22 protein-coding genes and 1 pseudogene are annotated in these 25,895 nt (G+C 67.2%); 11 read left to right on the top strand and 12 right to left on the bottom strand.

What is annotated here, in order from left to right; genetic code table 11:
- The first annotated feature begins 84 nt into the window (after positions 1-84).
- Complete coding sequence (locus K3F48_RS13570; RefSeq protein ID WP_222575970.1) at positions 85-897, top strand: FkbM family methyltransferase; 813 nt, start codon at positions 85-87, stop codon at positions 895-897.
- Positions 898-928: 31 nt separating this feature from the next.
- Here the strand turns inward: K3F48_RS13570 and K3F48_RS13565 are convergent, their stop codons facing one another.
- Positions 929-1,582 carry a glutathione S-transferase family protein gene (locus K3F48_RS13565; protein WP_222575999.1) on the bottom strand — a complete coding sequence of 218 codons (654 nt, stop codon included), beginning with the start codon at positions 1,580-1,582 and terminating at the stop codon, positions 929-931.
- A gap of 119 nt (positions 1,583-1,701) precedes the next feature.
- Between K3F48_RS13565 and phaZ the strand changes: the two genes are divergently transcribed.
- From phaZ to mtnA, 3 genes are all read left to right on the top strand, one after another.
- Complete coding sequence (gene phaZ / locus K3F48_RS13560; RefSeq protein ID WP_222575969.1) at positions 1,702-2,919, top strand: polyhydroxyalkanoate depolymerase; 1,218 nt, start codon at positions 1,702-1,704, stop codon at positions 2,917-2,919.
- Positions 2,920-3,308: 389 nt separating this feature from the next.
- On the top strand, positions 3,309-3,590 hold the full coding sequence (locus K3F48_RS13555; protein WP_222575968.1) for a hypothetical protein: 282 nt from the start codon (positions 3,309-3,311) through the stop codon (positions 3,588-3,590).
- Positions 3,591-3,727: 137 nt separating this feature from the next.
- Positions 3,728-4,816, top strand: a complete 1,089-nt coding sequence (mtnA, locus tag K3F48_RS13550) for an S-methyl-5-thioribose-1-phosphate isomerase (protein ID WP_222575967.1) — start codon at positions 3,728-3,730, stop codon at positions 4,814-4,816.
- A 165-nt stretch (positions 4,817-4,981) separates the two neighbouring features.
- Here mtnA and clpB read toward each other — a convergent pair whose 3' ends face one another.
- On the bottom strand, positions 4,982-7,597 hold the full coding sequence (gene clpB, locus K3F48_RS13545; protein WP_222575966.1) for an ATP-dependent chaperone ClpB: 2,616 nt from the start codon (positions 7,595-7,597) through the stop codon (positions 4,982-4,984).
- A 229-nt stretch (positions 7,598-7,826) separates the two neighbouring features.
- Between clpB and K3F48_RS13540 the strand changes: the two genes are divergently transcribed.
- Positions 7,827-9,134, top strand: a complete 1,308-nt coding sequence (locus K3F48_RS13540) for a hemolysin family protein (protein WP_222575965.1) — start codon at positions 7,827-7,829, stop codon at positions 9,132-9,134.
- Between the two features lie 50 nt (positions 9,135-9,184).
- On the opposite strand, the gene K3F48_RS13535 is transcribed toward K3F48_RS13540, so the two are convergent.
- From K3F48_RS13535 to htpG, 3 genes are all read right to left on the bottom strand, one after another.
- Positions 9,185-10,111 carry a DUF4167 domain-containing protein gene (locus K3F48_RS13535; RefSeq protein ID WP_222575964.1) on the bottom strand — a complete coding sequence of 309 codons (927 nt, stop codon included), beginning with the start codon at positions 10,109-10,111 and terminating at the stop codon, positions 9,185-9,187.
- A gap of 787 nt (positions 10,112-10,898) precedes the next feature.
- Positions 10,899-11,777 carry a peptide chain release factor N(5)-glutamine methyltransferase gene (gene prmC / locus K3F48_RS13530; RefSeq protein WP_222575963.1) on the bottom strand — a complete coding sequence of 293 codons (879 nt, stop codon included), beginning with the start codon at positions 11,775-11,777 and terminating at the stop codon, positions 10,899-10,901.
- Complete coding sequence (htpG, locus tag K3F48_RS13525; protein WP_222575962.1) at positions 11,777-13,690, bottom strand: molecular chaperone HtpG; 1,914 nt, start codon at positions 13,688-13,690, stop codon at positions 11,777-11,779. The genes prmC and htpG overlap by 1 nt, the downstream gene beginning before the upstream one ends.
- Before the next feature lie 476 nt (positions 13,691-14,166).
- Between htpG and K3F48_RS13520 the strand changes: the two genes are divergently transcribed.
- The gene (locus K3F48_RS13520; RefSeq protein WP_222575961.1) at positions 14,167-14,577 is read left to right on the top strand and encodes a DUF2794 domain-containing protein; all 411 of its coding nucleotides are present in this window, start codon (positions 14,167-14,169) and stop codon (positions 14,575-14,577) included.
- Positions 14,578-14,610: 33 nt separating this feature from the next.
- On the opposite strand, the gene K3F48_RS13515 is transcribed toward K3F48_RS13520, so the two are convergent.
- On the bottom strand, positions 14,611-15,921 hold the full coding sequence (locus K3F48_RS13515) for a replication-associated recombination protein A (RefSeq protein ID WP_222575960.1): 1,311 nt from the start codon (positions 15,919-15,921) through the stop codon (positions 14,611-14,613).
- A 227-nt stretch (positions 15,922-16,148) separates the two neighbouring features.
- Between K3F48_RS13515 and K3F48_RS13510 the strand changes: the two genes are divergently transcribed.
- The gene (locus tag K3F48_RS13510; RefSeq protein ID WP_222575959.1) at positions 16,149-17,045 is read left to right on the top strand and encodes a ParA family protein; all 897 of its coding nucleotides are present in this window, start codon (positions 16,149-16,151) and stop codon (positions 17,043-17,045) included.
- A 42-nt stretch (positions 17,046-17,087) separates the two neighbouring features.
- On the opposite strand, the gene greA is transcribed toward K3F48_RS13510, so the two are convergent.
- A complete protein-coding gene (gene greA, locus K3F48_RS13505) occupies positions 17,088-17,555 on the bottom strand; it encodes a transcription elongation factor GreA (RefSeq protein WP_222575958.1) in 468 nt (155 codons plus the stop codon).
- 76 nt (positions 17,556-17,631) lie between these two features.
- Positions 17,632-18,621, bottom strand: a complete 990-nt coding sequence (locus tag K3F48_RS13500) for an MDR family oxidoreductase (RefSeq protein WP_255608990.1) — start codon at positions 18,619-18,621, stop codon at positions 17,632-17,634.
- 204 nt (positions 18,622-18,825) lie between these two features.
- Here K3F48_RS13500 and K3F48_RS13495 point away from each other — a divergent pair, with 204 nt between their 5' ends.
- Positions 18,826-19,326 carry a Spy/CpxP family protein refolding chaperone gene (locus tag K3F48_RS13495; protein WP_222575957.1) on the top strand — a complete coding sequence of 167 codons (501 nt, stop codon included), beginning with the start codon at positions 18,826-18,828 and terminating at the stop codon, positions 19,324-19,326.
- 52 nt (positions 19,327-19,378) lie between these two features.
- Here the strand turns inward: K3F48_RS13495 and K3F48_RS13490 are convergent, their stop codons facing one another.
- Positions 19,379-20,395 (bottom strand): polyprenyl synthetase family protein, encoded by a 1,017-nt coding sequence (locus K3F48_RS13490; RefSeq protein WP_222575956.1) that lies wholly within the window; start codon positions 20,393-20,395, stop codon positions 19,379-19,381.
- A gap of 212 nt (positions 20,396-20,607) precedes the next feature.
- On the opposite strand from K3F48_RS13490, the pseudogene K3F48_RS24900 reads away from it, so the two are divergent.
- Positions 20,608-21,075, top strand: a pseudogene (locus K3F48_RS24900) (DUF6653 family protein); the annotation flags it as partial.
- A gap of 48 nt (positions 21,076-21,123) precedes the next feature.
- Here K3F48_RS24900 and K3F48_RS13485 read toward each other — a convergent pair.
- Entirely contained in the window at positions 21,124-21,417 is a 294-nt protein-coding gene (locus K3F48_RS13485; RefSeq protein WP_222575955.1) for a YARHG domain-containing protein, read from the bottom strand.
- A gap of 78 nt (positions 21,418-21,495) precedes the next feature.
- Between K3F48_RS13485 and K3F48_RS13480 the strand changes: the two genes are divergently transcribed.
- Together K3F48_RS13480 and K3F48_RS13475 are read left to right on the top strand one after the other, a co-directional pair.
- Positions 21,496-22,284 carry a tRNA1(Val) (adenine(37)-N6)-methyltransferase gene (locus tag K3F48_RS13480; RefSeq protein ID WP_222575997.1) on the top strand — a complete coding sequence of 263 codons (789 nt, stop codon included), beginning with the start codon at positions 21,496-21,498 and terminating at the stop codon, positions 22,282-22,284.
- Between the two features lie 68 nt (positions 22,285-22,352).
- On the top strand, positions 22,353-22,670 hold the full coding sequence (locus tag K3F48_RS13475; RefSeq protein ID WP_222575954.1) for a hypothetical protein: 318 nt from the start codon (positions 22,353-22,355) through the stop codon (positions 22,668-22,670).
- Between the two features lie 58 nt (positions 22,671-22,728).
- Here K3F48_RS13475 and hemW read toward each other — a convergent pair whose 3' ends face one another.
- Together hemW and K3F48_RS13465 are read right to left on the bottom strand one after the other, a co-directional pair.
- Positions 22,729-23,898 (bottom strand): radical SAM family heme chaperone HemW, encoded by a 1,170-nt coding sequence (gene hemW, locus K3F48_RS13470; RefSeq protein ID WP_222575953.1) that lies wholly within the window; start codon positions 23,896-23,898, stop codon positions 22,729-22,731.
- 183 nt (positions 23,899-24,081) lie between these two features.
- Positions 24,082-25,827, bottom strand: a complete 1,746-nt coding sequence (locus tag K3F48_RS13465; protein ID WP_222575952.1) for an MEDS domain-containing protein — start codon at positions 25,825-25,827, stop codon at positions 24,082-24,084.
- Between the last annotated feature and the right edge of the window lie 68 nt (positions 25,828-25,895).

Genomic DNA, 25,895 nt, shown 5'->3' with positions numbered 1-25,895 from the left:
GACGGCCCGCTCCCACGCCCTTCTCCGCTGCGCGGGAGAGGAACGCGTCGACGGGGCGGCGGGCCCACAGACGGGAGCTCACAGATGACGAGCGTCATCGAGCGTTACCATCAATGGCGCAAGGCCACGCTTCCGGCCTCCAAGGCCGATGTCGCCTGGCGCCACAGCGATCTGTCCGGCCGGCTCGACGAGATTGCGCGGGGTGTGAAGGCCCTCGCCATGCCGTCGAGCGCGCCGACGGCGCGCCGCACCGGCGTCGCCGAAACGGCGATCGCGCTCGTCAACAGCATGCGGCAGGGGAAGGCGACCTTTCTCCAGATCGGCGGCAATGACGGGCGCCTCGCCGATCCCCTCCATCCCTTCATCGAGGCCTATGACTGGCGCGGCGTGATCGTGGAGCCGGTGCCGGACTATTTCGAAGCGCTCCGCCAAACTCATGCGGCGCGCCCTGGCGTCACCTGCGTCAACGTGGCGATCGACGTTCGCGCCGGGCGACGCGACATCTACAGGGTCAAGCCGGACGTCGTGCGGGATCAGCTGATGCGCACCGGCGAATATTGGCTGCAGGGCTGCGCGACCTTCGCGAAAGATGTGCTGCTGCGCAGCGGCCTCGCCGAGAGCGACATCGAGCCGGTCTCGATCCGAACCACCACCGGCATGGACATCGTCAAAGATCATGCGCTCGGCGATTGCGATCTGCTGGTCGTCGATGTGGAAGGCGCCGAGGAGCTGGTTCTGTCGAGCTTCGATTTCGCGAGCTGGCGCCCCAAGGCGATCATTTTCGAATCGGAGCTGAAGACGGAAGAGGAGCGCGCGGCGATCGAGAGGCTGCTCCTCGTCCATCGCTATCGGATCAGCTGGGATCCCTTCGACAGCGTCGCGGTGGCGAAGCCCTGACGGCCACGCGCATCGACGCCGCGCGAGACAATCAGAACTCCACCTCGAGCTCCTCGATTTCCTCCTGCTCGAGCTGCGCGGCGGCGATCCATTCCTGCATCGCCGGCCAGGCCAGGATGCGGTCGCAATAGGCCTCGCAGACGCCGTCGAGCGGGACGTCGTAAGTGCGAAAGCGCGTCGCCACCGGCGCATACATGGCGTCCGCCATGGAAATCTCGCCGAAGAGATAGGGGCCGCCATAGGCGCCGATGCATTCGCGCCAGATCTGCGTCACGCGGGCGATGTCGCCCTGCGCCTTCGACCACACTTTGAACTTTGGGAAGCGCCCCTTCAAATTCATCGGCAGCGCCGAGCGCAGCGAGGCGAAGCCGGAATGAATCTCGCCGCAGATCGAGCGGCAATGCGCGCGGCGCATGCGGTCGGCGGGCAGCAGCCCGGCGGCGGGCGCGACCTCGTTCAGGAACTCGCCGATCGCCAGAGTGTCCCAGATTTTGGCGCCCTCATAGCTGAGGCAGGGCACCAGGATCGAGGGCGACAGCAGCAGGATCTCCGCCCGCGCCGCCACATCGTCGGGACTGACGACGACCTCCTCGAACGCGACGCCGGACAGCTTCATCATCAGCCATCCCCGCAAGGACCATGACGAATAATTCTTGCTGCTGATCGTGAGCGTCGTCGCCGGCATGAGTGGGGCGTCCTCCTGTTGTGGACTCAGCAGCAAGCCGTGTGCCATGCTAGAGCGTTCCTATGGCACGGGGCTTGCTCGACCGGCCCCATCGGCAACGGAAGGTTTCGCTGAGCCGCATGATGTATGACGCTTATCAGAGCTATGCCGACGTGAGCAATCGCCTCCGTCTGGCGGCGGCGAGCGGCGAGCGGTTGCTTCGCCTCTGGAAAACCGCGCCCTATGCATCGCCGCTGCGATGCTTCCAAGCCTATTGCGAGCTCGTCGCTCTGCTCGGCTTCACTCATGAGCGTCCGTCCTTCGGCATCGATCAGATCTCCACCCATGACGGCGCGGTCATCGACATCGCCGAGGAGGCGGTCTATTCGACCCCCTTCTGCACGCTGCTGCGCTTTGCGCGCAAGGACGTGGAAAATCTGCCGCGCGTGCTGCTCGTCGCGCCCATGTCCGGGCATTTCGCCACGCTGCTGCGCGGGACCCTCCGCACGCTGCTGCAGGACCACGACGTCTATGTGACCGATTGGATCAACACGCGCGACGTTCCGCTGTCGCAGGGCGTGTTCGGCATGGACGAGTTCGTCCAGCATCTCATCGACTTCATCCGCTTTCTCGGGGCGCCCTCGCATGTCGTCGCGGTCTGCCAGCCGGCCGTCGCCGCGCTCGCCGCCGTGGCGGTGATGGCAAAGGACGACGACCCGGCGCAGCCGGCGAGCCTCACGCTGATGGCGGGACCGATCGACACCAGCGTCTCGCCGACCAAGGTCAATGAATTCGCCACGTCGAAGCCGATCGAATGGTTCCGCGACAATGTGATCGGCGTGGTGCCGCGCGGCCTTCCGGGCGCAGGGCGAAAGGTCTATCCGGGGTTTCTGCAGATCGCCGGCTTCATGAGCATGAACGTCGACCGCCACGCCAACGCTTTCATGGATATGTTCCGCCATCGCGTCGAGGGCGATCACGAGAAGGCGGATCGCATCCGCACCTTCTACGAAGAATATTTCGCCATCATGGATCTCGACGCGCTCTTCTATCTGGAAACGATCGAGACCGTGTTCCATAAGAATGCCCTTTCCGCAGGCAAGCTGCTGTTCAAGGGGCGCCCGGTCACGCCGCGCGCGATCAAGAAAACATTCCTGCTCACGGTGGAGGGCGAGAAGGACGATATCTGCGCCGTCGGCCAGACGCTCGCCGCCCAGGACCTCTGCAGCGGGCTGCGGCCCTATATGAAGTCCCACCATCTGCAGGCCGGCGTCGGCCATTACGGCGTGTTCAACGGCAGGCGCTGGGACAATCAGGTCTATCCGACGCTGCGCGACCATATTCAGAACAGCCTGTGACAGACGCGAGAGAGAACCTCCTCTCAATAGCGACAAAACAATCCCCTCGCCCTGAGGAGGCCTACGCGAGGGGACCGTCTCGAAGGGTCGGCCGCAGCGCGCCCTAGACGCGCGCCGCCTCGGCATGAGGAAGCGCCCCGCCATTCCTTTCCGTCTCGGCATTTCCTGCTGCGGCGCCCAATTCCTGGGCGGCGTGCGCCTCAATAATATCGAAAGGGTTCTACGCGATAGTATCGGGGTGCGACGAAATTTCCCTTGCCGGTTTTTGTGCGTCGCAATATATTCCTCTCAACCCAGACCGGAGCGCTCTCGCGCTGCGGACGCCGAGGGAAGATATGTAGAGCCTCGATGGTCGAGTAGACTCCATGGGGGCTCGGACGAGGTCTATCATGGAATCGATCATCAACTGGTTTCAGGATTGGTCCGACGCCTGCGTCTACGCCAAGGAATGCGCGCCGGACTTCTCCTTCCTTCCCGGAGAGCCTTTCACGGCCCTCGCGAGCATCGCGGCCGTCTGCCTCTTCATTTGGTGGCGCAATGAGAAGGCGCTGCGCGCCTCCGGCCTCGTGGCGAGCGTCGCGGCGGAGCCCGCCGCTTCCTACGCCGATCTGACCGACGTCCTCGATCACGCGCGCGCGCTCGTCTCGGGACCCACGAAGAAAGCGGCTTGAACGCCTGGCGGACCGAACGACCGGACGTCCTTTTTCTCTGGGGCGCCCGGTCGCTGCTTTTTTCGGCGTCCTCGGGCGTCGACACAGGATCGGTCTCGAGCTAGGCGTCGAGCAGTGCTCCGCTCCGACGAGATCCGATGCGTATCCAATCCCGACATTATCGCACCATCTGGCCCAATGCGGACGGAACCGTCGAGGCGATCGACCAGACGCTGCTGCCGCATCGTTTCGAGACACGCCGGCTCGCATCGCTCGGCGACGCCGTCGAGGCGATTCGAACCATGGTGGTGCGCGGTGCGCCGCTGATCGGCGTGACCGGCGCCTATGGGCTGGCGCTCGCCGCCGCCGCCGATCCCGCCGATGCGGCGATCGAGGCGGCGCACGCCCTGCTCGCCGCCGCGCGCCCCACCGCCGTCAATCTGCGCTGGGCGCTCGACCGCATGCGGGCGCTGCTGCTCGCCGCCCCGCCCTCCGAGCGGCGCGCCCTCGCCTTCGGCGAGGCGGCGACCATCGCCGACGAGGATGCGCTCGCCTGCGAGGCGATCGGCGATCATGGCGCGGCGCTGATCTGCGCCGCCGCGGCCGAGCACCCCGGCCGCCCGGTCAACATCCTCACTCATTGCAACGCCGGCTGGCTCGCCGCGGTCGACTGGGGCACGGCGCTCGCGCCGATCTACAAGGCGGCGCGCGATGGCGTGCCCTTGCATGTGTGGGTGGACGAGACCCGCCCGCGCAATCAGGGCGCGAGCCTCACCGCTTTCGAGCTGGCCGGCGAAGGCGTGCCCCATTCGGTGATTGCGGACAATGCCGGCGGCCATCTGATGCAGCACGGCCTCGTCGATCTCATCATCGTCGGGAGCGACCGCACGACGCGGCGCGGCGACGTCTGCAACAAGATCGGCACCTATCTGAAGGCGCTCGCCGCCCATGACAATGGCGTGCCCTTCTATGTCGCGCTGCCGAGCTCGACGATCGATTGGCGCATGCGCGACGGCGTCGCCGAGATTCCGATCGAGGAGCGCGACGCGAGCGAGGTGACCCATATCAGCGGCCGCGCCGACGACGGCTCCGTGAGGCGCGTGCAGCTGACGCCGGACGGCTCGCCGGCCCGCAACTGGGCCTTCGACGTGACGCCGGCGCGGCTCGTCGGCGCGCTGATCACCGAGCGCGGCGTCTGCGCCGCGAGCGAAGCCGGCTTGAAGCAGCTGTTTCCTGATCTCGCCTGAGTCGCTGGAGCGTCATCCGATCCAATTGGATCGGATGACGCTCCAGCCTTCTTTCTTTTGAGCGAATTCTGATCGATCGAACGATTCCGTTCGATCGGAAAGCGCTCTAGTCCCTCTCCCCCGCGTCGCCGGCGCGTCGTGGGGAAGAGGCGCCGCGGCGGCGCGTCACGCCGCCTTTCCGGCCCCGAAGCCGCGCCGGCCCGTCGGCCGGCCGTTCAGCGTCAGCCCCTGGCTGTCGGTCGAGACGCGCACGGTGGAGCCGTCCACGATGTCGCCGGCGAGCAGCGCCTCGGCGAGCGGGTCCTGCAGCTCCTTCTGGATCACCCGCTTCAACGGCCGCGCGCCATAGGCCGGATCATAGCCCTTGGCGGCGAGCAGCGCCCGCGCCTTCTCGTCGAGCTGCAAAGTGATCTTGCGATCGTCGAGCAGCTTCTGCAGCTGCTTGATCTGGATGTCGACGATCGCGCCCATATCCTCGCGCCGCAGCCGATGGAACAGGATGATCTCGTCGACGCGGTTCAGGAACTCCGGCCGGAAATGCGCGCGCACCACCTGCATCACCTCGTCATGCACGGCGGTCGAATCCTCGCCCTCCTGCTGCATCACCAGGAACTCCGAGCCGAGATTGGACGTCATGATGATGAGCGTGTTCTTGAAGTCCACCGTGCGGCCCTGGCCGTCGGTCAGGCGACCGTCGTCCAGCACCTGCAGCAGCACGTTGAACACGTCCGGATGGGCCTTTTCGATCTCGTCGAACAGCACGACCTGATAGGGCCGCCGCCGCACCGCCTCGGTCAGCGCCCCGCCCTCCTCATAGCCGACATAGCCGGGAGGCGCGCCGATGAGACGCGCGACCGAATGCTTCTCCATATATTCGGACATGTCGAGACGCACCATCGCCGTCTCGTCGTCGAACAGGAAGCTCGCGAGCGCCTTGGTCAGCTCGGTCTTGCCGACGCCGGTCGGGCCCAAGAAAATGAAGGAGCCGATCGGCCGATTGGGGTCCTGCAATCCGGCGCGGGCGCGGCGCACCGCCGTCGAGACCGCGGCGACAGCCTCCTTCTGGCCGACGACCCGGCGCGACAGCTCGTCCTCCATATGCAGCAGCTTCTCGCGCTCGCCCTCGAGCATTTTGTCGACCGGAATGCCGGTCCAGCGCGAGACGACCTGCGCGACATGCTCGGGCGTGACCTCCTCCTCGAGCATTTTTTGCGCGCCTTCCTTCTCGCTCTCCGCGAGCTTGCGCTCGAGATCGGGGATCAGGCCATAGGCGAGCTCGCCGGCGCGCTGGAACTCGCCGCGCCGCTGCGCCTGAGCGAGCTCATTGCGCGCCGTCTCCAGCTGCTCCTTATATTTCTGCGCCTGGCCGAGCTTGTCCTTCTCGGATTTCCAGCGCTGCGTCAGCGCCGCGGATTTTTCGGTCAGCTCGGCGAGCTCCGTCTCCAATTTGGCGAGCCGGTCCTTGGACGCGGCGTCGGTCTCCTTGCGCAGCGCCTCCTGCTCGATGCGCAACTGAATGATGCGACGGTCCAGCTCATCCAATTCTTCCGGCTTCGAATCGATCTGCATGCGCAGGCGCGACGCCGCCTCGTCGACGAGATCGATCGCCTTGTCGGGCAAGAAGCGGTCGGCGATGTAGCGGTTGGAGAGAGTCGCCGCCGCCACAATGGCGCCGTCGGTGACGCGCACGCCATGGTGCAGCTCATATTTCTCCTTCAGCCCGCGCAGGATCGAGATCGTGTCCTCGACCGTCGGCTCGTCGACGAACACCGGCTGGAAGCGCCGCGCCAGCGCCGCGTCCTTCTCCACATGCTTGCGATATTCGTCGAGCGTGGTCGCGCCGACGCAATGCAACTCGCCGCGCGCCAATGCCGGCTTCAGCAGATTGGAGGCGTCCATTGCGCCGTCCGCCTTGCCGGCGCCGACCAGCGTATGCATCTCGTCGATGAACAGGATGATTCCGCCCTGCGCCGCGGTGATCTCGCTCAGCACCGCCTTCAGGCGCTCCTCGAACTCGCCGCGATATTTCGCGCCGGCGATGAGCGCGCCCATGTCGAGCGCGAGCAGCTTCTTGTCCTGGAGCGATTCCGGCACGTCGCCATTGACGATGCGCAGAGCGAGCCCTTCGACGATCGCCGTCTTGCCGACGCCGGGCTCGCCGATCAGCACGGGATTGTTCTTGGTGCGGCGCGACAGCACCTGAATGGTGCGACGAATTTCCTCGTCGCGGCCGATCACCGGATCGAGCTTGCCTTCACGCGCCGCCTCGGTCAGATCGCGCGCATATTTCTTCAGCGCGTCATAGGCGCTCTCGGCGGAGGAGGAATCGGCGGTGCGGCCCTTGCGCAGATCCTCGATCGTGGCGCTCAATGTCTGCGGCGTCACGCCGGCTTCGCCCAAAATGCGCGCGGCCTCGGTTCCCTTCTCGAGCGCGAGGGCGAGCAGCAGGCGCTCGACCGTGACGTAAGAATCGCCGGCCTTCTGCGCGATCTTCTCGGCGCTGTCGAAGAGCCGCGCCGTCGCCTGGGAGAGCTGCGGCTGTCCGGCGCCGCCGCCGGAGACTTTCGGAAGCTTGGCGAGCGCCGCCTCGGTCTTGGCGAGCGCCTCGCGCGAGCGCCCGCCGGCGCGATCGATGAGGCCGGACGAGAGGCCCTGCTCGTCGTCGAGCAGAACTTTGAGCACATGCTCGGGCTGAAGCTGCGGATTGCCCTCGCGCGTCGCCAGCGACAGCGCAGACTGCACGAAGCCCTGCGCGCGCGTCGTGTATTTATCGAAATTCATAGACCCCTCCGGCCGGAGAAGCGCCACGCGAATCGGCGCGCCTCCCCCTCACATATGGCGTGAAATCGGCCCCTTCCGGCGACCGCTAGAGGCCGATATGGGAAGGCGCCGCGGCGCCGGAAAGAGGGTGCGACGAACTGGAGCGCAGGGTTTTCGGCTCGGAACATTCACTTGCCGGGAGCGAGCCTGCAGGCTCGCGCTCGTGCGCCTTCACGGATATGTTTCCGCCATGTTGATGACCGAGCTGGCGATCGTCCTCGTCCTGATATTGGTGAACGGCGCGCTCGCGATGGCGGAGCTCGCCGTCGTCTCGTCGCGGCCGGCGCGTTTGCGCGCCATGGCCGAGCGCGGCGTCCGCGGCGCGCGAGCCGCCGCGCGCCTCGCCTCCGATCCCGGAAGATTCCTGTCCACGGTGCAGATCGGCATCACGCTGATCGGCGTCTTGTCCGGCGCCTTCTCGGGCGCGACCCTCGGCGCGCGCCTCGTCGAATGGCTCGCCGCGCGCGGGTTCTCTCCGGCGATGGCGGAGCCGCTCGGCGTCGGTCTCGTCGTCGCGTCGATCACCTATGCCTCGCTGATCGTCGGCGAGCTCGTGCCCAAGCAGATCGCGCTACGCAATCCCGAGCGGATCGCCGCCATGGTCGCGCCGGCGATGCGCGCGCTGGCGATGCTCGGCTCGCCCCTGGTGTTCGTCCTCGATGCATCGGGCCGCATTCTGATGCGCGCGCTCGGCTATGGCGCGGCCGAGGAGCAGCAGGTCTCCGACGAGGAGATTCGCGCGCTCGTCGCCGAGGCCGAGACCGCTGGCGTTCTGGAGCCGGGCGAGCGCGCCATGATCGCCGGCGTCATGCGTCTCGGCGATCGTCCGGTTCGCGGCGTGATGACCCCGCGCGGCGAGGTCGACATGGTCGACCTCGACGGCGAGCCGGAGGCGATTCGCGCCAAGCTCATCGCGAGCGGCCATTCGCGCCTGCCCGCCTATCGCGGCAAGACCGAGAACATGCTCGGCGTGCTGCAGGCGAAGGATCTGCTCGACGCATTTTTGCGCGGCGAGACGCCGGACCCGGCGGCGCATGTGCGTCCGGCGCCGATCGTGCCCGACGCCGCCGACGCTCTCGACGTCGTCGAGATGATCAAGAAGGCGTCAGTGCATGTGGCGCTGGTGTTCGACGAATACGGCCACTTCCAGGGGATCGTCACCGACGCCGATATTCTCGAGGCGATCGCCGGCGGCTTCGGGACCGCCGAAGGGCCGCCGGAGCCGCATGCGGTGCGGCGCGACGACGGCTCCTGGCTCATCTCCGGCGCCATGCCCGCCGATGAGATGCTCGACCTTTTGTCTCTGCCGGCGTCGGAGGACAAAAGCTATCAGACGGCGGCGGGATTCGTCCTCGCCCATATCGGCCGTCTGCCGGAGATCGGCGAGAGCTTCGACGCCAATGGCTGGCGATTCGAGGTCGTCGACAAGGACGGGCGCCGGATCGACAAGATCCTCGCCCGACGCCTCATGCTCGGACAAAGGCGCGCCGCCGGCTGAAGCGGCGCGCCAAGGCGCTCAGTCGGAAGGGCGCTCCGTCGGAAGGCCGCTCAGTCGGCGAGCGGCAGCTCGCCGGAACGCGCCGGCGGCTCGTCGACGCCGTTCGCCTCCTCGCCGCCCGCGCGCGGACGGCGGCGGCGGCGCGAGTTCAGATGAAAGCCGGCGGCCGCTTCTTCATGCTCGCGCACCACCGTTCGCTCGGCCCGCGCGAAGGACTCGGGCGTCTCCTCGCCGCCCGAAGCGCGGATCGGCGCCGGCGCCGTGATGAAGGAGGGCAGAGCGGCCGGCTGCTCGTCGGCGACCGGGGCCGGCTGCGGACGCGCCTGAAAACGACGATTGTCGCGCTCGCGGTTGCGATCGAAGCTGCGCTCGCCGCCGGACTCCACGCCGCGCTCGCCGCCGCGGTCGCGGTCCCTGCCGCCACGGTCGCGGAAGCCGCGATCCTGGCGCGGCTGGCGCTCGTAGCGCGGCGGCGGCTCGCCGCCGCTGATCGGACGCTCCTCATAGGGCTGCGGCTGCTGGCCGAATTGCGGCGGCGGACTGAAATGCGGCTGCGCCGCGGGCTGCGGCTGAAAGCCCGGCTGCGCATAGGGCTGCGGCTGATAGGCGACCGGCTGCGGCAGGCGCTCCGACAAGGGCGCGAAACGATCCTGCGCGCCGCCGAGATCGTCCTCCTCCTCGCCCGCGTCGGCGGCGTCGGCGTCGAAGGGGCGTCCGTAGCCGTTCTGCTGCTGCGCGGCCTGGGCGGCGGCGATGAGGCGGAAATAATGCTCGGCGTGCTGCAGCAGGCTCTCGGCCATGATGGTGTCGCCGGAAGACTGGGCGTCGCGCGCGAGCTGCAGATATTTTTCGGCGATATGCTGCGCCGTGCCGCGAATCTTCACATCGGGACCGTTCGACTCGTAGGACCGCGTCAGGGGATTGGGCCCCTTGCGATTGCTGCGGCCGCGGATACGCTTGTTCTGTCCTGGTCTCATCGAATATCCTCGAGAAGGTCCGTCGCTGTTCTGCATGGGCGTCGCTGTTCCATCCGTCATGCCATCGGTCGAGCGCTTCGACGCGACCTGGACGTGGGCTCGAGACCTGGACGTGGGCTCGACGAGAGGTCGCGAAGTCGTGCGAGGAAACCGCAAGTCGTCAGCGGCTTCATTCGCTTCTGTCTTGCCGCGCGACCCGGCCCCTTCGAGCGATCACGCGAAGGCGCGCGCGCCCCCGGCGCATCGTCGCCTCGTCGAATATTCCCTCCGAGCGCCGGTCGCGACGCTTCGGCGCGGCGCCGACTCTTCCGTCCATTCGAGACGAAACTATTCGGAACTCTCGCCGCGCCCTGCGACGCGAGTCCGGCGCCTTGCCCTACGACGCTTTTGCGCGCTCCTTGTCGCTACGACGCTTTCGCGCGGCGCCCTGCGCCTGTCGAGAAAGCCGCTCGGCGAGGGCAGCCCCACTCAGGGCCTGAACGCGCTGCACTTCAGATCCGCCCGGCTCGGAGTCTCGACCGCTCTCACGAACGAGATCGTGGCATCTCCACGATCGAGCCGCTTGTTCCGATATGGCGCATGTCCCGCATGGATGTGCGCCCCGGCGGGCGACGGGCGGTTCGCGTCGCGCGGCGTCGCCCGTGAAATCGGCGTTCAATCGGGAAGGACTATAATCTAGCGCCTTCCCTCCGCCAAGCGCGAGATCGCGCCCTCGCGCATTTAAATAGGGACTGTGCCGAATTTGTCACGACCCCCGCACGCGCGAATCACGACGTCGGCGTGAGCGTCAGTCGCGACGGCGCGCGCCGATGGCGCGCTCGCATCCGGAAAAATCCTTGCGAATTTCGGCAATCTCGAGGCCTGCCGCGACGAGCAGCGCCGCGATCGTCGGCGCCTGCCCCGCTCCCGCCTCCAACACAGCGAATGAACGCGGCGCCATCAGCCGCGGCAGATCGTCGATGATCTCGCGGTAGCGCGCGAGCCCGTCGACGCCGCCGTCGAGCGCGAGCGCGGGATCGTGGAGCGTCACTTCGGGCGCGAGCGTGGCGATCTCGCCGCTCGCGACATAAGGCGGATTGGAGACGACGAGATCGAAGCGCGCGTCGAGCGCCTCGGCCCATCGTCCACGCAGAATCATCGCGCGCGAATCGAGTCCGCAGCGGGCGAAATTGGTGGAGGCGGCCGCGCAGGCGCTCGGCGAGAGATCGACCGCCACGGCGCGCGCGAGCGGCAGCTCCGACAACAGCGCGCAGACGATCGCGCCCGAGCCGACGCCGAGATCGAGAATCGTCAGCGCCTCGCCGCGGCGCGCGCCGATGAGATCGAGCGCGAGCGCGACCAGCGTCTCCGTGTCCGCGCGCGGATCGAGCACATCGGGCGCGACGACGAGATCCTGCGTCCAGAATCCGCGCGCGCCGAGAATGCGCGAGACCGGCTCGCGCGCCGCGCGCCGGCGCGCGAATCGGTCGAGCCTGCGACGCGCTTCTGGCGAAAGAAGCGCGCTCGGCTCGAGCAGGAGATCGGCGGGAGTGAGCTCTCCCGCCGCCAGCAGAAGCGCGCGCGCGTCGCGTCGCGGTTCTTCGACGCCGCTCCGCTCGAGCAGCGCGGCGACGCGACCGAGCGCCTCGGCGCGCGTCTCCTCGGGCGCGAGCAAGGCTCCATCCATCAGACGGTCTTGCAGACGGTCTCAGCCAGCAGGGCCGTCACGCGCTTCGCGAAGGCGCCGGCGTCGAGCGGCGCTTCGCCGTCGGCGATGCGCGCCGTGTCGAACAACAGCCAGAAGCCGTCCTCGGCGCTCGTTCTGTCGGTCTTGGCCTTGCTCGCCAGCGCGACGACGACGTCGTGAACGGGATTGATCTCCAGCACCGGCTTGCCGAGAAGTCCCTTGCCGCTGTCGGCGAGCATGCGCGCGAGCTGCAGATCGAAGCCGTGATCCGGAGCGACGAGGCACGCGGCGCTCTCGCGCAGACGAGTCGACACGCGCACATCGTCGACATGCTCGCCGAGCGTCTCCTTCATCATCGCGGTGAGCAGCGCGACCTCGGAAGAGGCCTCGGCGGGCGGCGGCTCGGCGGCGCCTTCCGGCGTCGGAATGGCGTCGATGTCGGCCTTACCCTGCGTCGCCGATTTGAACGGCTTGCCGTCGAAGCCGAGCGCGCTCGTCACCCAGAAGGAATCCACCGCGTCGTCGAGCAGCAGCACGTCGACGCCCTTGGCGCGAAAGGCTTCGAGCTGCGGGCTCGCGGCGAGGCGCTTCTTGTCGTCGCCGGCGATATAATAGATCGCCGTCTGATTGGGCTTCAGACCTGCGACATAGTCCTTCAGCGTCAGCCCGCCGTCCGGATGCAGCAGGCTGGAGAAGCGCGCGAGAGCAAAAATCTCGTCGCGGCGCTGCGGGTCGTCGTGCAGGCCCTCCTTGATCACCGCGCCGAAATTCTTCCATACGGCGGCGAATGTCTCCGCGTCATTGGCGGCGAGATCGCCGAGCTCCTTGACGATGCGCGAGGCGATCGCCTTGCGCATGGCGCCGAGCAGCGGATTGTTCTGCACCATCTCGCGTGAGACGTTGAGCGGCAGATCGGCGCTGTCGACGACGAGGCGCACGAAGCGCAGCCAGGGCGGCAGGAGATCGATCTCGCGCGAGATCAGCACACGGCGCACATAGAGCTTGGTGCGGCTCTTGCGCGCGGGATCGAAGAGATCATAAGGCCGCGAGCCGGGAACGAAGGCGAGCACCGTATATTCGGTGCGCCCTTCCGCGCGCCAATGAACGGTCAGCGCCGGCGCGTCGAACTGGCCCGAGAGCTGCTGATAGAAATCCTCATAGTCCTTCTCGGCGATCTCGGACTTCGATCGCGTCCACAGCGCCGTTCCATCCGTCAGACGGCGCGGCTCGCCGCCGGGCGCGTCGACGAGATCGATCGGAATCGCGATCGCGCCCGAATGCTCGCGCAAAATCGCCTCGATGCGCGCCGGCTCGAGGAACTCGTCCGACTCCGCGTTGAGATGCAAGGTCACGCGCGTTCCAGGATCGGGCGCCGCGTCCGGCGAAAGCGGCGCGATCTGAAACGAGCCCTTGCCTTCCGATGTCCAGAGGAAAGCCTCGTCCGAGCCGGCGCGCCGCGTCGCCACCTCGATTTTGTCGGCGACCATGAAGGCGGAATAGAAGCCGATGCCGAAACGGCCGATCAGCGAAGCGCTCTTCTCGTCGCCCTTCTTCTCGAGATCGTCGAGAAAAGCGCGCGTTCCCGAGCTGGCGATGGTGCCGAGCGCCGCGACGAGATCCTCGCGCGACATGCCGACGCCATTGTCCGCGACGGTGAGCCGGCGCGCGTCCTTGTCGATGGCGATGGTGACGAGCGGCGCGGCGGCCTTCGCGGCCAGCGTCTCGTTGGAGAGCGCGTCATGGCGCAGCTTCTCGATGGCGTCGGCGGCGTTGGATACGAGCTCGCGCAGAAATATATCGCGCTCGGAATAGACCGAATGGGTCATGAGCTCGAGCAGGCGCGCGACATCGGCCTGGAAGCCGTAATCGCTCTGCGAAGCGTCGATCGTTGTGGTCTGGTCGTGATCGCTCACGGGGCTGATCTCCAATCCTCGTGCTCGCGTCCGCCGGCGCCGCCGAGCGGCGCAGGGCGCGCAAACGTCTTCATGGTCTGCAATCTGCGTCCCGCCCGGCGGATGGCCGCGAGCGGAGCGCGAGGATGATATCGGCGATCGATGCGCGACTTGCAAGGCGGCGGGAAGCCGGCGCAAAACAAGACGGGCCGGCGCGAGCGTCGCTCGGCCGGCCCGTCCATCGCCACGAACTCATACTGCTCGACACGCACCCTTCCGGGGGGCTGGGGGGCTGACGAATTCCGGAAGACCGCGTTCCGAGCCTGTCGAGGCAATGATCGGAATATTGGTCACGTCCTTTGGCGCGCAAGGGGCTCGATGGGGGCGAAAATGTGAATTCGTCGCTCCGGCCGAGCCGGGCCGTCGCGCCATCGTCATAAATGCGCTTGCTCTCGCCGCGCGCCCGCGCAATCATGGCCGGCGAGCGAGGGATCGGCATGAACGAGACGGAGACGACGGATCCGAGCGGGCGGCGCGGCTCGCTCTCCCTGGTGGCGGGCCGCGCGACCAATTCGGACAGGACCCCCTCTTCCCGGCGGGAGCCGACGGCCGTCGTCTCCTTCGATCGGCGGGAGCTGCGCGTTCTCCTCGATTTCTATGGCGCCAAAGTCGCGACGGGAGAATGGCGCGATTACGCCATTGATTTCTCGCCGGCCAAGGCCGTGTTCTCGATCTTCCGCCGCACCAGCGAGGCGCCGCTCTATCGCATCGAGAAAGACCCCGAGCTGGGCCGCCGCCAAGGCGCCTTCAGCGTCGTCGCCGCGAGCGGACTGGTGATGCGCCGCGGGCACGATCTCGCGCGCGTTTTGACCGTGCTGCAGAAAAAGCTGGAATTGGTGCGGGACTGACGGAAAGCGCTTCGAGATTCTCGTTGCTTTTTTTCAACCCTTGCGCCGCTCGCGGCGCAGCCGCTCCCAATAGTCCAATCGCTTGCCGATCTCACGCTCGAAGCCGCGCTCGACCGGCCGGTAGAAGCTCTGGCGGCCGAGCTTCTCGGGCCAATAATCCTGGCCGGAAAACGCTTCTGGCTCGTCGTGGTCATAGGCGTAGCCCTCGCCATAGCCTTCTCTTTTCATCAATTTGGTCGGCGCATTGAGAATGACCTTCGGCGGCGTCAGCGAGCCGGCCTCTGCGGCGATGCGCCGCGCCGCCTTATAGGCCACATAGCCGGCGTTGGATTTGGGCGCGGTGGCCACATAGATCACCGCCTGCGCGAGCGCCAGCTCGCCTTCTGGGCTGCCGAGAAAATCATAGGCGTCCTTGGCGGCGTTGGCGACCACCAGCGCCTGGGGATCGGCGAGGCCGATATCCTCCACCGCCATGCGCACGATGCGCCGCGCCAGAAACAGCGGGTCCTCGCCGGCGTCGAGCATTCGCGCGAAATAATAGAGCGCCGCGTCCGGATCCGAGCCGCGCACGCATTTGTGCAGCGCGCTGATGAGATTGTAATGCCCCTCCTGCGCCTTGTCATAGATGGGCGCGCGCCGCTGCACGACCGCTGCGAGCCGCGCGCGGTCGAAGATTTCGTCCGCCCCCGCCGCGCGCCAAATGTCCTCGGCGAGCGTCAGCGCCGCGCGCCCGTCGCCATCGGCCATTGCGATCAGCGCCGCGCGCGCATCGGCGTCGAGCGGCAATGGCCGGCCCTCTGTCTGCTCGGCCCGCACCAGCAGCTTCTCGATCGCCGCCGCGTCGAGCCGCTCGAACGACAGCACGCGGGCGCGAGAGAGAAGCGCCGCATTGAGCTCGAAGGACGGATTCTCCGTCGTCGCGCCGATCAGCGTGACGGAGCCGTCCTCCATCACCGGCAGGAAGGAATCCTGCTGGGCGCGGTTGAAGCGGTGGATCTCGTCGACGAACAGCAGCGTCCCCTGCCCCGCGACGCGGCGCGCGCGCGCCGCCTCGAAGGTTTTCTTCAAATCGGCGACGCCGGTGAAGATGGCCGAGATCTGGACGAAGGCGAGATTGGTCTCATGCGCGAGCAGCCGCGCGACCGTCGTCTTGCCGGTGCCGGGCGGCCCCCAGAAGATCAGCGAGCCGATCGAGCCCGAGCGAATCATTCGCGTCAGCGCCCCGTCGGGGCCGAGCAGGCGATCCTGTCCGGCGACCTCGTCGAGGCGCTGCGGCCGCAGCCGGTCGGCGAGCGGGTGGGGCGTGTCGCGATCGAGCGCGGCGGCGGAGAAGAGGTCGGTCATGCGGCTATTATAGGCCTTCCGGCAAAAGACGCTCCCGCCTTCGCGGGCGACGGCGATCTCGCGCGTCGTCTCGCCTGTTGCGGAACCTTAACCGTCGTAAACCCGGGTTAACCCGAGATTAACCTTTCGCGGAGTAATAGGAATTGTTAAATTTCGACGATCCTCCCTTGTGTTGCGTGGCGTCCCCGGCGGCGTAGGAGCCCAACTTTCAACACAGGTCAACTCGCATGCGCACTATCGCATTCGTCACGCAAAAGGGCGGAGCCGGAAAGAGCACGCTCGCAAGCAGCATCGCCGTCGCCGCCCGTCGGGCGGGAGAGCGCGTTTTCATTATTGATTTGGATCCGCTTCAATCTCTGGTCAAATGGTCGCAGGCTCGCGAGGCCACGGATGTGCCGGTCGAGCACGTGCCCTGCGCCAAGCTCGGCAAGGCGCTCGCCGCTCTCGAGAAAAAGGGCGTCACGCTCGTCGTCATCGACGCGCCCGGCGCCGACACCGAAAACTCCGACGCCGCGATTCGCGCCGCCGACCTCTGCATCATTCCGGCGCGCCCCAATGTCTTCGATCTCTGGGCGAGCGAGCTCACCCGCGCGAGCATCAAGGACAAGAAGAAGGATTACGCCTTTCTGCTCAATCAATGCCCGCCGGCGCAGCAGAACATACGCGTCGAGCAAGGCGTCGCGACGCTGCAGACGATGGGCGCGCTGCTGACGCCGCTCGTCTCCGCGCGCGTCGACTATCAAGAGGCGGCGCGCCTCGGCCTCGGCGTCAGCGAGCTACATCCCGACGGCGTGGCGGCGCAGGAGATGCGCGACCTCTGGGCTTCGATCAAGAAGCGATTGAAGAAGGGCGCCGCTGCTCCGGCCAAGCCGATCAAGCCGGAGCCGGCCAAGGCCGAATCCGTCAAGGCCGAGTCTGTCGAGGCAGAGCCCGAGGCGAAAGCGAAAGCCGAGTCCAAGATCGAGAAGGCGAAGGTCGAGGCCAAGTCAAAGGCCGAGCCCAAGCCGGCCAAGGTCGTCGCCAAGGTCGAGACGAAGCCCGAGGCGGCGAAGGAACCTGCGGCCGTGGCGGAGAAGCCCGCCGCCAAGGCGCCGGCCAAGCCGGCCGTGAAAAAGGCGGCGTAAGAGTTCAGCCGAGCCGCGCGACCCGCGCGGTTCGGCCGATCGTCAGGCGATCTCGACGATGGTCGCGCTGTGGCTCCCGACCTCGGCGCTCTCGCCGACGCCTTTGCCCATCAGCGCCTCGGCCAGAGGCGCGACATAGGGAATGAGGCCCTTCGACGGATCGGCCTCGTCCTCTCCGACCAGACGATAGCTCCGCCGCTTGCCGGTCTCGTCCTCGACGACGACGCGATGACCGAAGCGCACCTGCCCCACATCGGCGATCTTGTGAATTAGCTCGGCGCTGGCGCGGCGCGCGCTCCAATAGCGCAGATCGCGCGTCACGCGCGCGAGCGCATGCTTATCGTCACCCTGCTGCGCGGCGTCGAGTTCGGCCTGCAGGCGCGTAAGCTCGGCCTCGATCTGCGCGAGCCCCTCGGGCGTGACCAGATTGCGATGCGGGCTGATCGGACGATCCGGCAGCTCCTCGCGAAGCTCGTCGTCGTCCTGTTCTTTCGTGAAAGCTCCGCTCATATTTCCCCCGTGAATGCGGTCTTCCGTGCGGACGAGCGTCGGCGCGCCGACGCCTTTCCGCCCGGCGCCTCTTTTCTCAGCCGATCTCGATCACCAGCCGGCCGCGAATCTTTCCTGCGACGATCGATCGCGCCCGCTCCAGCGCCTCGTCGAAGGGCGCCGTCTCGGTCATGGCTGCGAGCGTCCCCTTGTCGAGATCGCGCGCGAGCCGCTCCCACGCTCGGCGGCGCAAGGATATGCACGGCCGCACGCTCTCGACGCCCAGCAGCGACACGCCGCGCAGGATGAAGGGCGCGACGGTCGCCGGCAGCTCCATGCCCTGCGCATTGCCGCAGGCCGCCACCGCGCCGTCCCACATCGTGCGGGCCAGGACATTGGCGAGCGTGACCGAGCCGACCGTGTCGACGCCCGCAGCGAACTGCTGCGTCTGCAGCGGCTTGCCCGGCGCGGACAATTCGGCGCGATCGATGATCTCGGCGGCCCCCAGTGATTTCAGATAGGCGTTCTCCTCCGAACGTCCAGTCGAGGCGATCACATGCCAGCCGAGCCGCGCCAGCAGCGCCACCGCGACAGAGCCGACGCCGCCGGCCGCGCCCGTCACGACGACCGGCCCCCGCCCCGGCTCCAGCCCATGGCGCTCCAGCGCCAGCACGCAGAGCATGGACGTGTAGCCAGCGCTGCCGATCGCCATCGCCTGCGCCGCCGTCAGCCCCTCCGGCACAGGAACCAGCCAGTCGCCGCTGACGCGCGCGCGCTCGGCAAAGCCGCCGAAATGAACCTCGCCCAGGCCGCAGCCGCCGGCGATCACCGCATCGCCCACACGGAAATCGGGATGGGCCGAGCGCGTGACCAAGCCGGCGAAATCGACGCCCGGGATCATCGGAAAGCGGCGCACCACCGGCGCCTTGCCGGTGACGGCGAGCCCGTCCTTGTAATTGACCGTGCTGTGAGTGACGGCGACGTCGACATCGCCGTCCATCAGATCGGCGTCGCCCAGCTCGGCATAATCGGCGCGATAGCCGGACTCGTCCTTGTCGATGCGAATGGCCCGGAAAGCGCTTGCCATTGTCGGCTCCCAGCATACGTGTAGAACAGTCGAGACAGGGTCGATCGACGCTGAAGCGACAGCATCGCTGTCATCTTTTCGCGATTATTTCTACAAATTAAATAAATGCAATGTTTCCGGAACACGGATTACCAAACATTAAGTTGATTTTCGACGTCGGCGGACGAAATTTAGTAGGCGTCTCCTCAACATCCGGTGACAACCATGAAAAAGCATCTTCTCGTTACGGCCACGGCGCTGGCGCTGGCCTTCCCGGTCCTTTCCTCCGCCGCCTTTGCCGAGCCCGATCGCCATCACGAGATGTCGACCGAGGATCATGCGGCCTTTATCGACGCCAAGGTCGCGGCGCTGAAGGCCGGGCTGAAGCTGACCCCCGCACAGGAAAAGAACTGGCCCGCCGTCGAGACCGCGCTGCGCGACATCGGCAAGGCGCGCCAGGCGCGTTTCGCCGAGGCGAAGGAAAAGTTCAAGGACATGCAGGAGCATCGCAGCGTGATCGACGGCCTGCGCTTCCGCTCGAAGGCGCTCGCCGCCCGCTCGGCCGAAGCGGAAAAGCTCGCCGACGCGGCCAAGCCGCTCTACGACAGCCTGGACGATGGGCAGAAGCGCCGCTTCGGCCTGTTGCTCCGCACGATCGCGCACGGCCACATGCACCACTGGGGCCATCACGATCACGACCAGCGCGAGGACGCCGAATCCCGCTGACGTCTCCGAAAAAGTGCGTCCCTTCTCCCGCGAGCGGGAGAAGGGACGCACGTCAGTATGCGCGCTGCACGCAGAAATCGACGACCTCGAGCAGCGCGGATTTCCACGGTGAGACCGGGAAGATCTCCAGCGCGTCTCGCGCTATGGCGCCGTAGTGGCTGGCGCGCTCGACCGTGTCCTTCAACGCGTCGTGCTTCTTCATCAGGGCGCAGGCGGTCTCGACGTCGCCCTCGGCGATCTCGCCCTTCTCCAACGTGCGCCGCCAGAACTCCCGCTCCTTCTCGCTGCCGCGCCGGAAGGCGAGCACCACGGGCAGAGTGATCTTGCCCTCGCGGAAATCATCGCCGACATTCTTGCCGAGCTTGGCCGACTGGCCGCCGTAATCGAGCGCGTCGTCGATGAGCTGGAAGGCGATGCCGAGATTCATGCCGTAAGAGCGGCAGGCCGCCTCGTCCGCCTTGGAGCGGCCGGAGAGCATGGGGCCGACCTCCGCCGCCGCGGCGAACAGCTCCGCCGTCTTGGAGCGGATCACCGCCATATAGGCGTCCTCGGTGGTCTGCGTGTCCTTGGCGGAATTGAGCTGCAGGATCTCGCCCTCGGCGATCACCGCCGCCGCCTGCGAGACGACGGAGAGGCAGGGCAGCACGCCGGGCTCCACCATCATCTTGAAGGCGTGGCCGAGCAGGAAATCGCCGACCAGCACGCAGGTCTCATTGCCCCACAGCATGCGCGCGGCGATCTTGCCGCGGCGCATGTCGCTCTCGTCGACGACATCATCATGCAGCAATGTGGCCGTATGCATGAATTCGATGCCGGCGGCGAATTTGATGTGGCCGTCGCCGCGATAGCCGCACATGCCGGCGGTGGCCAGCACCAGCATCGGCCGCAGCCTCTTGCCGCCGGCCGAGATGAGGTGGTTGGCGACCTCCGGAATGGTCGTGACATCCGACCCGGTTCGCTGCAGGATCAACTGATTGACGCGCTGCAGATCGGGGCCGATGAGCGCGAGCAGATTGTCGAGGCCGGCGGCTTTCTCTTCTCTTTCTTCCAGCGGAATGACGATACCCACGTAGCCCCCTCGCCTGCTCTCTTGCGAATGCGGTGGGAACTTAAGACCTTGGAGGGCGGGCGGCAAGCTTAGGATGCGGACGTAGGCTGCGGACGCGGCGGCGATGCGACGCAGCTCGGCGGCCATCGCGAGAAGGTCGAGCGTCCTATGCCCCCGATCGTCGCATCTTCGTTTCAATTCGAAACAACTTCCCTGTTCGAAGGAGGCGTTTCATGTCTGAAGACTCGCCGTTCCGCATGCTCGAGAAGGTGGTGGGGATGGACGACGCGACATGGGCGCGGCACGCCAATCCCTGGAGCGGCTGGTCGCGCGTCGCGATTCTGCCCCTCTTCGCCCTCGCCGCCTGGAGCCGGATCTGGATCGGCTGGTGGGCGCTCGCGCCGATCGGAGCGCTGCTGATCTGGGCGTGGCTGAATCCGCGTGTGTTTCCGCCGCCCGAATCGACGGAGAATTGGATGTCGAAAGCCGTGCTGGGCGAGCGAATCTGGCTCTCGCGCGGCGACGACCCGAGGATCGCGCATCATCGGCCGGTCGTCAGGATGCTGGCGCTGGCGGCGTCGGTCGGCGCCGTCTTGCTCCTCATGGGCGTGGCGCTGCCGAACCTGCCGATGACGGCGGCCGGCCTCGCCATCGCCATGCTGTCGAAATTGTGGTTCGCCGACCGGATGGTCTGGATCCGCGCGGATATCGGCCGCGACGAGGATCTGCGCCGAGACGAAGGACCGCTCTCAGCAGCCGTTCATTCGCTCGAGACGCCGGATTCGCTGAACCTGACGGCTGTCCGCGCCGCTCAGCCGGCCATAGGGCGGATAACAGCCCTCGCCGAAGGTCGCGCGGCCGCGGTCGGTGCTGAAGCAATGACCGGCGCGCGCGTAGATCGCATTGCGCTGGCGCCAGAGCTGCTCGCAGGAGAATCCTCTCGCCGGCTGCGCGCCCGCCGGCAAGGGCGCGCCGACGCTGGAAACGGTCGACAAAACGGCGATTGCGGCGACGCGGCCGATCAAGCTTCTGGTCGATTTCATTCGCAGTCTCTCCCGCTCGCGCGTCGCCGACCGCTGGATGCTTGTCGGGCCGATGGCGCTGTGACATTTTCGCAGGCGATGAACGTCCACCGAGCGACGAACGTTCCGCCGAGCTCGGAGCAGCGGGCGCCGAGGGGCGAGAGCTTCCTCGCGGGCCGCCTGCGCCTGCGGCAGACGCCGCGCGGCCATCGGGCGGGAACCGACGCCGTGCTTCTCGCGGCGGCCGCGACGCCCGAGCGCCGCGGCCTCGTGATCGACGCGGGCGCGGGAACGGGAGCCGTCGGCCTCGCCGCTGCGCTGCGCGCGCCCATCGCGCGGGTCTCCCTGATCGAGATCGATGCGGAGGCCGCAGCGCTCGCGCGCGAAAATATCGCCGCGAACGAGCTGACGGAGCGCGTGCGTCTCCACGAGGCCGATCTCGTCTCCGCCGCCTCGCGCCGCGCGGCGGGACTGTTGGAAGAGGCCGCCGACCTCGTCCTCACCAATCCGCCTTTTCTCGATCCCGCCCGCTCGCGCGTCTCGCCCGATCCACGCCGGGCGCTGGCCCATGTCGCCGCGGGCGGGCTCGAGCCCTGGCTGCGCGCCTGTCTCGCGCTGCTGCGTCCCGGCGGCGAGCTGGCGCTGATCCATCGCGCCGACGCGCTGGCGGACTGCCTCGCGAGCCTCGGCGCGCGGGTCGGAGCCCTGCGCATCCTGCCGGTCGCGGCGCGGGCGGGCGAGCCGGCCACGCGCATTCTCCTGCGCGGCGTGAAGGGATCCAAGGCGCCGCTCGCGCTACTGGCGCCGCTCGTGCTGCACGAGGCGGACGGGGCCTTCACGCGAGACGCCGAGGCGCTGGCGCGGGGCGAGGACGCCCTGCCCTGGTGAGACTCAAAAAGCGGTGGGAACGCGGCTCGAGCCGAGCTAGATTTTTCGTCCGACCGGGAGACGAATCGATGACCGCGCTACGCGCCGCCGCGCTGATCGGCCTTGCCTGCCTCTTCGCCCCTTGCGCACCCCTCGCGCAGGAAGATTCGGAGAACTCCGACCTGCCGCCCTATTCCAGCTTTCGCCAATCGCTCCTCTCGGACGGCTGGACGCCGGACGCCAATTTCGGCCTCAGGGTCGCATCGGGCAAGCCGCTCTATCGCTTTCCGGAAGTGCTGTGCGGCCCGAAGATCTGCCACGCGCGCTGGCTGGCGCGCGGCGGCCGCGAGAAGATCGTCACGCTGCTGCGCGGCGGCCTCACCGACGAATATCGCGTCGCGCCTTGAATGCTTCCGACTCTCGACGCGCTCTCCTTCTCCCGCCATCGCGGGAGAAGGGAGCGCCTCACGCCGCGAGGTCGGCGACCACGGCGTCGAGCACCGGAAAGCCCTCGGAGCTGACGCGCAGGCGATTGTCGCGGGTGAGCTCCACGAGACCGTCGCCGACCAGCTCGGCGACGCGCGATTGCGACAGCTTCTTGCCCGTGAGCGCGAAAAAACGGCCGGGATCGATCCCCTCGCGCAGGCGCAGGCCCATCAGCAGGAACTCGTCGCCCTCCTGCTCGGCGGAGAGCAGCTCGTCCTCGACGAGCCCATGCCCCTCCGACTCGACCACGGTCAGCCACATTTCCGGATGGCGCTCGGTCGCCTGGGCCCGGCGGCCGCGCGGCGTGATCAGCCGCCCATGCGCGCCCGGGCCGACGCCGGCATATTCGCCATAGCGCCAATAGACGAGATTGTGCCGGCACTCGGCGCCCGGCCGCGCATGATTGGAGACCTCATAGGCCGGAAGGCCGGCGCGCGCCGTCATCTCCTGCGTCACGTCCCAGAGCGCGCGCTGCGCGTCATTGTCGGGAAGGTCGAGCTTGCCGGCCTCGTACATGCGTTCAAACACGGTCTCGGGCTCGATCGTCAGCTGATAGAGCGAGACATGCTCGGTGACGCGGGCGAGCGCCAGCTCCAGCTCCTTGCGCCAGGCGGCGGGCGTCTGCTGCGGCCGCGCGTAGATGAGATCGAAGGAGGTGCGCTCGAACACCTTATTGGCGACGTCGAGCGCCGCCAGCGCCTCGGCCACCGTATGCTGGCGTCCGAGCGAGCGCAGCTCGATGTCGTTGAGCGCCTGCACGCCGAGCGAAACGCGATTGACGCCGGCCGCCTTGAAGCTGCGGAAGCGCGAGGCCTCGACGCTGGTGGGATTGGCCTCGAGCGTGACCTCGACGTCCGGAGCCAGAGGCCAGCAATCGGCGATCGCGCGCAGAATCGCCTCGACGGTCGAAGCGGACATGAGCGAGGGCGTGCCGCCGCCGAAGAATACGGAGCGCGTCTCGCGTCCCGGCGCGAGCGCGGCCCTATGGCGGATCTCCGTGCGAAAGGCGTCGACGAAGCGATCTTCGTCGACCTCGCCCTTGCGGACGTGACTGTTGAAGTCGCAATAGGGGCACTTCGACAGGCAGAACGGCCAATGCACATAAACGCCGAACCCCGGGTCGAACGCGTTTCGAATCGTCGCAGCCATAGAGCCCTTATGCCACGAAGGGCCGAGAAGGTCACGCTGCGCGAAGGAGGAAACAGCCGGCAAATCGAGGCAAGGGCGCCGCCCGAGCGGACCGGCCCCGTCAGCGGCTCGCGCCTCGGCGCGAAGATCGCCGATCGGAGTTGTCCCGGCGATGGCTGCGCCATGAGACGAACCGGCTCCGTCTCACTCCGCCAGCGGCAAGGTGAAGCGAAGCGCCGTTCCGCCTCCCTCACTGAGCTCCGCCCAGATCTTCCCGTAATGCGCCTCGATGATCGAGCGCGACAGCGCCAGGCCGACGCCGAGGCCGACCGCTTTGCTCGTCTTGAACGGCTCGAACAGACGCGCTCGCGCCGCCTCCGAGAGTCCCGGGCCGGTGTCGGCGATGTCCACGCGGATCATGCCGCCCTCGATCGCCGCAGTCGATATCACGAGCCGGCGGACGTCCGCCCCCTGCAGCGCCTCTATCGCATTGCGGATGAGGTTCACCATCACCTGCTTCAGCTGAACCGCGTCGCCGACGATACGGTCGCATCCGGCGTCGAGCTCGAGAGCCCCAATCACCCCGGCGTGGGCGGCGGTCGCCGCGGTCAACCGCCAGGCGCTCTCGATGAGCGCGTGGAGACGCTCGCATGTCTTGTTGGGCTCACGGCGCGCGATGAACTCGCGCGTGTGGCGGATGATGTCGCCGGCGCGCAGGACCTGCTCGCAGGCTTTGGCCAGCGCCGCCTCGGCTTCGTTCGAATCCGGACCGCCCTGCTTGGCGAGGATGCGTTTGGCGGCTTTCAGATAAGCGACGGTCGCCGTCAGCGGCTGGTTGAGCTCATGCGCCAGCGTCGTGGCCATGCCTCCCATCGCGAGCAGCCGGTCGCTGTGCAGCTGCCTCACGCGCGCCTCGATCTGACGGCGTTCGGTCAGGTCATGCAGGCAGATCACGAACAGCCGGCTCGGGTGATCGACCCTGATCTCGCTGATGGCGCATTCGACCGGAACGGCCGAGCCATCCCTGTGGCGCCAATGCAGCTCGCGCCGCCGTCCGAAATAGCCGCGATCGACGATCGCGAGATAATCGGTCCGATTGCGCTCGCGCGAGCCGCGGCCGCGCCCGAGCAGCAGGGCGACGCTCTCGCCGAGCAGCTCGTCCAGCCGATAGCCGAACATCGCCGCGGCGGCCGGATTGGCCAAGGTCACCTCGCCGCGCTCGTCGACGGTGATGATTCCATCGGTGGCGCTCTCGATGGTGGCGCGCAGCCGAATCTCGCTCTGGCGGAGCGCTCGCTCGGCGCGGCGGCGGCCGTAGCTCTCGACCGCTCCCCACCGGTCCCCCTGCCGCAGCAGGGCGAATTGGTGATTGGCCATCACCTCGCAGGTCCTCGCCCGGTCGCCGTGCGCGAGCGAATAAGTGCAGAGCGCGATCATGCGCGAGGAGCCGATGATCGGATCGACGTGTTTTTCATAATGGACGAAATCGTCCCATTCCTCCGCCTGCAGCCAAGAAGTGTCGCCGGAGACGCGCATGCCGTCGAAGCCGCGCGCCAGCGCGGCTTCATACCGGCTGTTCCAGCCGCGGCAGACGCGGCCCGCGTCGAAACTGCTGGTGATCTTGTACCAGTCGCGAAAATCGAGAATTTCCAATTGGCCCCGGTCGAGAAAGCTCTGCAGATTCGGAACGGCCGCCCGCAGCGCGACCATCGCTTGCGTCTTGCCGATCGTCTCGGAGGTGATCCACATGCAAAACTCGTTCGACGCCAAGCCTGCGGCGAAATAAGGAACGAGAATCTCCAGCAGCTCGCTGTCGCTGTCGTAGAACTGGCAGAAATGCGCACCCCAGGGCACGTCTCCCAAGCCCTTGACGCCGGAGGGCCGCAACTGGTCTCGATTGGCGCCCGTCAACGTGACCGTCGCCTTCAGTGCGCTGACATGCTGATTCATCGTTTTGGAATCTCGTGTGTTTCTTTCACTATATCACGAGTCGCCGCAAATTCTGTGGGCCGACGCTA

Source organism: Methylosinus sp. Sm6 (genome assembly GCF_019802345.1).
GTDB lineage: Bacteria > Pseudomonadota > Alphaproteobacteria > Rhizobiales > Beijerinckiaceae > Methylosinus.
This window is presented reverse-complemented; position numbering and strand designations above follow the sequence as displayed.